The following is a 7,829-nucleotide window of genomic DNA, read 5'->3' on the forward strand; positions in this document are numbered from 1 at the left end:
AATCACCAAGGTTTAATAATATACTGGTTTTAACTTTAAAATAGGTGGGAAAGTGTCGAGCGAGACGATACAGCAAACAGCTGGAGAGTTAGAGTCCCTTGTCCGGTCTTTCAAATTCGACAAGATCTCTCCATTTATCCACGTACTCCCCGGGATATTTATCACGGGCTTTATTCTATCCGTTTTGTTAATGCTGGTGGAAGCATTATCCTTAAACCTTACACTATTCACGTCTTCTATCGTTTCATCATTCCTTATAGCATCACTGCTTTCCTCTAGTGTGAGCACGTATATCCTCTTGGATAAAGTGATCAACCATCTTTACACGAGCGGCGTGACCACATATTATTTCTTAGGAGGGGGGTCTTTCAACGCATCTCTATATTACCTGAAAAACAGGCTTTCAAAGGCTAAGATACCTTCACCTGCTACGGGACTAGTACTCTCATTTGTGACTGGTGGTTTTTCATACCCTATAATTATAAGCTTGGTTGAAAAAACGCTTAGAGACCATATGATCGATGAGGAAGAGGCTCTGCTGGGCAAGAAACTCACACCGTATTTCTTCACGGAGCGCATCATTGTTGAAATAGCGCTTGTTTTCCTCACTCTTGGCACTTATTTAATTTATCAATCATTCAGAGTAGTGAAAACCTATAATAGTCACATTGAAAGAGTACACTCCACCCACCCCAACCCCCCTCCTAGGATAGAGTATGAAATCACAGCTTACGAGCCTGCGAGGCCCTTAGTGTTTTTCATAGGCCTTCTTCTAAGCTTCAGCTCACTCCACGCTGTGCTAGGATATCTCGGGTTGCCCTCGATTTTTTTAATGAATTTTGGCATAGGCCTCGCATGGAGTTTCGTGAATCAAAAACTCAGGAATAATAGCATATCCAGGATTCTCCTTGTTAATGCGGGATTAATTTATCTAATGATAATGTTGTCAATGATGATAGGTGTAGCAGGGTACAGGACGTATTCTCTAATATTCAGGGAGTCCCTGGAAGGAATTTCATCTCTCCAGGATTTACCGGTTCTCAGCCTGTCCGGTGCTATCTTCTTGAACAACATGGGGATCGCTTTAGCATCAATTACTCCTTATTTAGGCACGATTCCGATGAGCATAGGTGTTAACAATGCTGGACTGGTAATAGGTAGTTTAACCCCTGAAAAGCTTACAATTGGAGACTACAGTCCACTCCTCTTATTAATCATGCCACATGCGATCCTTGAATTGGTTAGTTATTCATTCTTCGTGACCTTTGCCTTTACCTGGAGAAGACCTAACTCCTGGAGGCTTGTTATACTAGGGTTGCTTATATTGGCTCTAGCGGCTCTAGTTGAAGCGTTCACTATAAAAATTAAATAATCAAATACCTTGTACTTCGACAAGCTCGCGTGGAGGATTAACCGCTAATGCTAACGCACCGTATAAGCCAACATCATCTCCGAAGCCTGTTGGTTTAATGATAGGCATTGAGGTTACAACATCGTTCTCCAGCCCGCTTATCATTTTCTCGAAGAGTATGTCCTGGTTGTTAAGAAACACTCCACCCCCTATGACCAGGAGCTCCGGATCGTAAGTATTTATTATGGAGGCTATACCTGCCCTCGAGGCTTTCACGTACAAGTCAACTACTAGCACGCCTAAACGGTCTCCCCGCCTATAGTATTCGAAAACATCCTTAGCGGTAGCCTCAGGGTGATTCACTAGAAATTCTAGCAAATCTGAATTAATCCCGTGTTTTGAAGCAAGCCATTTCGCCACCTTAGGAATGTTTATCCCGCCTGCGAAAGCCTCCCAGTGCCCCCTTCCCCCGCACCCGCATTCAAGCTCGGAATTGAAGTCGATAACAATGTGGCCTACCTCGTGAGCGTTGCCTTCTTTACCAATCAGCAAGTGGTTGTCAACTATGACTCCCGCTCCAATACCGGTGCTTAGGGTGAGGTATATGAGGTTTCTGAACGGTTTTCCCAAGCCGTAGTTTTTCTCGCCCCACGCAGCGGCCACGGCATCGTTTGCTACTATAACCCTTGCCTTAAAGTACTTTGTTAAAGGCTCGAGAAGTTTTATCTCCTTAAACGGGAGATTCGTCGGGTTCACGGCTACGCCTCTTTTTATGTCCAATGGGCCGATGGATGCGACTCCCACGGCTTCAATATTTTCAATATATTCAGGAAAATGTTTTATTGCGGCTTCCCAAATAAATCTCGCAATAGCGTATTCATCCCCTTGTTTAGGGGTTGTCTCAACGATTTTTTCAATAATCGAGTCTTTAGAGCAAACTGCTATTCTGGTTTTAGAAGCGCCAAGATCTATTGCAAGATAATACTTCATTCCAAGTATCCCTTAAATCACGTACTCTGCTGTGGCATTACTTTCTTGAAAAGTATAGGAGCATTCCTTATGTTGTATCTTTCAAGCACTCCTAGTTGAACCCTTGCGGGATTTTCAATTCTAAACCCGAACTCCTCAGCCACTTTCGAGGCGGCATTAGGAATCACAGGAGCCAAAGTTATTGTTGAAACCCTAATAAGCTCTAGCAGACTGTAAAGCTCCTTGCTAGGATCTTCCTTCTCCCAAGGCCTCGTGTTGTTAACGTAAGCATTACCCTCTCTTAAAAGCTCCATTATTTCAATAATTGCGCCTGGCACGTCATAATTCCCCATGCGCTCAAGGTAGGTGTTTAGCCTGAGGGTTATCTGCTCATTCAGTTTCTTATCAACCTCTCTTCTATAGATTTTACCCTTTAATTTCTTCATTGCTAGGGCTCCCACTCTTCTGACAAGATTTCCGTACGTGTCTGCTAATTCATCGTTGTATATGGCATCCATTAATTCGAATGAAACCTCACTGTCTTTGCTCATATTGAATACTCGAGATAGTATGTATCTAACTCCGTCAGGGCCGTTGTATCTTGAAAGCAGATCATCTATCGAAATAACATTTCCAGCGCTCTTACCGATTTTCAAACCTTTGTTTATCAGGAACGCGTGTACAAGGACTTTTTTAGGCAGAGGAATATCTAGTGCTTTAAGGATTGAGAACCAAACAGCTGTGTGGAACCATAAAATATCTTTCCCAACAACATGGTGGACGTTTACCCAATATTTCTCGAACCTTGAGGGATCTGTGGCATATCCTGCCCCAGTTATGTAGTTCAATAGGGCATCAAACCATACGTATATCACGTAACTCGGGTCGAAAGGTACTTTGACGCCCCATGAAACCCTTTCAACAGGCCTTGCAATAGATATGTCTCTCAAACCCTCTTTTTCTATTCTAGAAGTAACTTCAAGGGAATACTCCTCAGGATAGACAATTTTATCGTTTCTTAAAACCTGAAGCAAGAAATCCTTAAACTCGCTTAGTTTGAAATAATATGTTTCCTCCTCTAGGTATTCCAAGGGTTTGTTGTGAATGGGGCAGTAAGGCTTGCCCTCTACTTCAACGTATTCTCCAGGTAAATAGTATTTTTCACACTCTACGCAGTAGAACCCGCCATACTTGTCCTTGTACACATAGCCTTTTTCATATAGTTTTCGAAAACTATCCATCACAACCTTCTCGTGAACACTATCCGTTGTGCGGATAAAGTAGTCATACGATATATTCAGCCTTAACCAATAATCCCTGTACACTGTTGCCATTTCATCAACAACTTCCTTAGGGGTTTTACCTAGTTTTTCCGCGAATCTCTGAATTTTCAGCCCGTGTTCATCATTGCCTGTTAAGAAGAAAACGTCTTTTTCAAGAAGCCTGGCAAACCTTGCAAGCACGTCAGCGTAAACTGTTGTATATGCATGCCCTATGTGTGGCGGGCCATTGGGATAGTATATGGGTGTTGTAATGTAAAACGTGTTCATTGCTTCCCCCTATTACTTTCATTTTATCCTCGTTGACGCTTTTAAAATCACTACTGTTTAATATATTCTTCAATTTTTGCAACGTACTTATTTACCTGCCTTCTAGCGTATCGTATGAAGAATTTGAGCAACAGTCTCACGGGGAGATTAGCAGGGGATTTCAAGTAATACTTGTTCATAATGTCTTCAGCCCAGTATATGGAGTGATTGTAAATTTTCAACAGCGCATCCACATGCTCCCGTTTCAAGTGGTCTCTGATGAACCATTCTCCACTCTTTAAAGACCCCATTGGCACGAAGAACATTGGAACTATGAGGCTTCTGTAGTTTTTCAACCTCTCTATTAGCTCAATTGTTTTAACCACGTCATCTCCTGTCTCGCCTGGGAATCCTAGAATAACTGTTGCTGCGGGAATGATAGAGTTTTCATGCATTATTTTGAAAGCGTCTTCGACAACGTCGGGCCAGTCCTCTATGGGATAGGGGAGTGACTTGGCACGCATTATTTCCTGAGCCAGTCTTGGAGAGCCTGTTTCAATACCGACTTCAACCCCGATAAACCTTCTAGAGTCTGTTAGAATATACTCATGCATAAGTTTCGAGATAAGCCCATGATTTTCCTCCGCGTATTTCAAAGCCGATAGACTTACATGAGACCATGCGAACGAGCCGTTTTCTCCCACGAGTTTCAATACCTCCTCGTGGAGTTTGATTATAGCTTCTGGACGGGGTTTAACGCCGTCTGCATGGTAGAGGAGGATGTCTTCGCTGTGGAGAATCGTTCCCTTCACCCCCGCGGTTAAATTCACCTGGACTTCTTTCACGATCTTATCCAGCGGTATGAATCTGAGGGGTCTCAAGGTGACGCTGCAGAACTTACAGCCTCTCGGACAACCTCTCATTATCTCCACGAGCCCATTTACGCTTCCTCCCTTAATAATGGGGATTTCGTCAACGGATGGGACATCACCCGATCCTATGTAAACGTATTTCGGGAGAGGCTCGTTATTTAATGCTTTCTCAACCAGGTCGACGATGATTTTTTCAGCCTCTCCGTCTACTACTGTGTCAATACCCCACTCTATGAACTTCCTCACCTCGTAAAGCCATTGCCAAGCTGCTGGACCGCCAGCAATGATCCTCACGCCCTTTTTCTTCGCCTTGCGGACTTCCGGCTTGTTCATTAACTTAATAAAGCTTCTCCGGTTCAGCGGTTCTTTCCCAGTTAAACTCCACCATTCGCTGGTTGGAGGGCCATAGCCAAAGTAATCGTGGTGGCTCAGCATTAATACCTTCATCGAATCCAGGTGCTTTCCTAAATGATCAGGGTCAATGATCGACGCCTTGAAGCCTTTTTCTTTAAGAACCGCCTCGATCTTTCTCATCCCATAAGGTGCTTCCCTGGGCTTCCCTTCATCGTCCACTTCAACCTTGGGGGATGCGATATACATCCATAAGCTTTCAGGTAGAAATATAGGCGGCGCTGTAGCGACGAATCCGAGGAATTCTCTTCCATGATGATTACTCATCATTGTCCTATCGGATGTTAAAATAATCTCATAACCCAGGGATCTCCACCTCCACAACCTCTGTTTTCGTCTCAGAGAGCTGCCCGGCTATGCTTAGTGCTACTTCTTTACGTGTCTCGGGGAAAACAATGTAAATCCGATTAGGATTGTGTTTTTTAAGAACCTCTAGATTCGAGCGCAGAACAAAGAACGATAATGTTAATATATGGTTTAAACTTATAATTGATCTTAACTTTTCCACCTGTTTTTCAATGTTTTCACCATTCAACCAGATGTAAATGGATAGCCTTTTCTTGCGTTCTCTAATGCTTATCTTCAACAAGGCATCATAAAGGCGAGAGGCATCAGCGCTGGGTATAAGGATTACTGGAACACTAGCGTCGAACATTATGTTCACCTTTTATATCCCTGAAAGTTTCTAAGTAAAGTTTCAGAAACTCCGGGTTCTCAGTGAGGTTTGCAAGCTGGTTTAAGGAATCAATTAAATTGTTGATGTGCTCTCTCAGCGCTTTTAACAATCCCTGATTATTAACTATGAAGTATTTCTTCTTTCTTTCAACATAGAAATCAACGATTTCTCTTGCATAGAGTAGTTTCAAAGTCTGCGATAGATGACTCTTAGCATAACCTGTCTTTCTAGAGAGCTCAGTAAGATCGAGAGGCGTCCCGCTAGTTAGTAGGACCGACAGAATTATCCCCGCTACCGGGGGGAGCCCTAGCAGGGTCATCAATTTCACAAGGGGTTTCATGAAGCTCCCTGAACAATATTATGAACGTTCAGTATTTAAAGAATTTTTGATAAAAAATATAAGGTAATGGCTTAGGTTAAGATACGGGAAACTTTAACTACGGGTGCATTGCTTCCTTTCAAGCTTTCGAGACTTAGTCTCAGCTTGTCTTGTGTTGAAACAATATCCAGGTTTACGAATAAGCTACTAACATATAGTAGGTTAGCGAGCACAATGCTAGCATAGTACTTTGAGAACAATCCATCAATGTTTATCGTCTTGTGTTGATGACCCACGTAGACACAGAGAACTTTATCGCTGCAGACATTTATGGTTTGCCACGCGTTGTAAGCCTTCCTATCGGCAGTCATTAATATGGCCTTCTCTTCGTGGATATTCTGGGCTACAACAGCTATTGATGCTTCGCATGGAGGGCTAACAGCCGGTATTTGAAAACTTCCATAATACTTTTTAACTTCATCAATAGCTCTATTAGCGAGCAAAGCCATTACGTAGGAGTATAGGGATAAACCTTTGGCCTCTCCCGCGGACTCAGCGACTTTTCCATTAATCTCTGCTTCAGCACAGATCGGTATGTAAATTCTTAAACCATCTATTGACGACCAGGGATGACCGTTCTTTATGCTCGCCTTTAACAAGGTCACATGGAATCCTTGATAAAACATGTTGGTGTCTGGGAGAAGACCGATAGGCTTCTTAACCTGTCTAACCAGGTCGATGAGGAAGCTGTGAATCTTCCAGCCTTTATATTCTCTGTGCTCCCTGGTTTGATCATCCCTACGTATTTCAACACGTGAAGGCTTCATTTCTTTAACAATCAAGTCCACAGCTCCAGTGTATCTCTGAATCTGCATCAGAACCCTATCTAGCAATGTCTTATCAACATCACTATTCTGCTCATGTATCATGTTCGATATGATTTTCCAGCTGTCATACATCATAGTCACGGCTTCTTCGGAAGGACCGGTTTTAGTATCCATGGTTAGAAGTAGTTTCTTCTCATCACTTCCCGGTAGGGAAGCGTAAATGCTTAACCTATCTCCTTCGCTCGGGACATGCCTCTGTCCTTCATAGAATGATTCAACCAGCCCTTTACCTGTAATGCTGTTTAGGATATTGGATATCTCCATGAATACGTACTTGCTACCCTGCCATCTTATTTCGCGAGGTAGGTCCAAGTACTGGTTGCTCTGATTGGATGGTTGGGCTGGTTCAACTTTTCCGTGAATATAGAGTTTGTGAACCCATCTAGGACTGTATGGGTATGGGGGTAATCCTGGAAGAGGTATTATGTCAACGTGTGTGAAAACGATTTCGATATTTAAACGATTCTTCTCCTCCATGATTCCTCCTGCGAAAGGACCAGACATGGCTGATATATCAATGTATAATTTGTTTAGCTTGCCTTCAAGGGATTTAATAAGACTTCTCGTCAAAAACAGGTTTTCAAAAATATTATCTTTCAACAGGCTTTTCGACATTATGTTGTCGAAGTATATGTTAACGTCTGAGGGAAAACTATCCATCACGTTCCTTATGCTTTCAGCCGTCTCCCTACGCGTGATGATTATGAAATCGGTGATATCCAGCTCTTCCTTCAACCTGCTTATTACTGTTGGTACGACGAAAGGATGAATGTCAACGGGAAGTAGCATTGTTTTATCAGGACTGACTTTCCCTC

Annotated in this window: 7 protein-coding genes; 1 reads left to right on the plus strand and 6 read right to left on the minus strand. The window is 42.8% G+C overall.

What is annotated here, in order from left to right:
• Window positions 1-52 precede the first annotated feature (52 nt).
• Window positions 53-1,372, plus strand: a complete 1,320-nt coding sequence (locus AC3OH0_RS07040) for a hypothetical protein (protein WP_498345285.1) — start codon at window positions 53-55, stop codon at window positions 1,370-1,372.
• Here the strand turns inward: AC3OH0_RS07040 and AC3OH0_RS07045 are convergent, their stop codons facing one another.
• From AC3OH0_RS07045 to AC3OH0_RS07070, 6 genes are all read right to left on the minus strand, one after another.
• Entirely contained in the window at window positions 1,373-2,341 is a 969-nt protein-coding gene (locus AC3OH0_RS07045) for an ROK family protein (RefSeq protein ID WP_498345286.1), read from the minus strand.
• A 17-nt stretch (window positions 2,342-2,358) separates the two neighbouring features.
• Window positions 2,359-3,870, minus strand: coding sequence for a methionine--tRNA ligase (gene metG / locus AC3OH0_RS07050; protein WP_498345287.1), 1,512 nt, complete (start codon window positions 3,868-3,870; stop codon window positions 2,359-2,361).
• 50 nt (window positions 3,871-3,920) lie between these two features.
• Window positions 3,921-5,402, minus strand: a complete 1,482-nt coding sequence (locus AC3OH0_RS07055; protein ID WP_498345288.1) for a B12-binding domain-containing radical SAM protein — start codon at window positions 5,400-5,402, stop codon at window positions 3,921-3,923.
• Between the two features lie 25 nt (window positions 5,403-5,427).
• A complete protein-coding gene (locus AC3OH0_RS07060) occupies window positions 5,428-5,787 on the minus strand; it encodes a hypothetical protein (protein ID WP_498345289.1) in 360 nt (119 codons plus the stop codon).
• Complete coding sequence (locus AC3OH0_RS07065; protein ID WP_193435829.1) at window positions 5,774-6,148, minus strand: hypothetical protein; 375 nt, start codon at window positions 6,146-6,148, stop codon at window positions 5,774-5,776. The genes AC3OH0_RS07060 and AC3OH0_RS07065 overlap by 14 nt, the downstream gene beginning before the upstream one ends.
• A gap of 71 nt (window positions 6,149-6,219) precedes the next feature.
• On the minus strand, window positions 6,220-7,829 hold a 1,610-nt coding region (locus tag AC3OH0_RS07070; RefSeq protein ID WP_498345290.1), incomplete at its 5' end, for a hypothetical protein.

It is taken from the genome of Thermosphaera sp. (assembly GCF_059755995.1).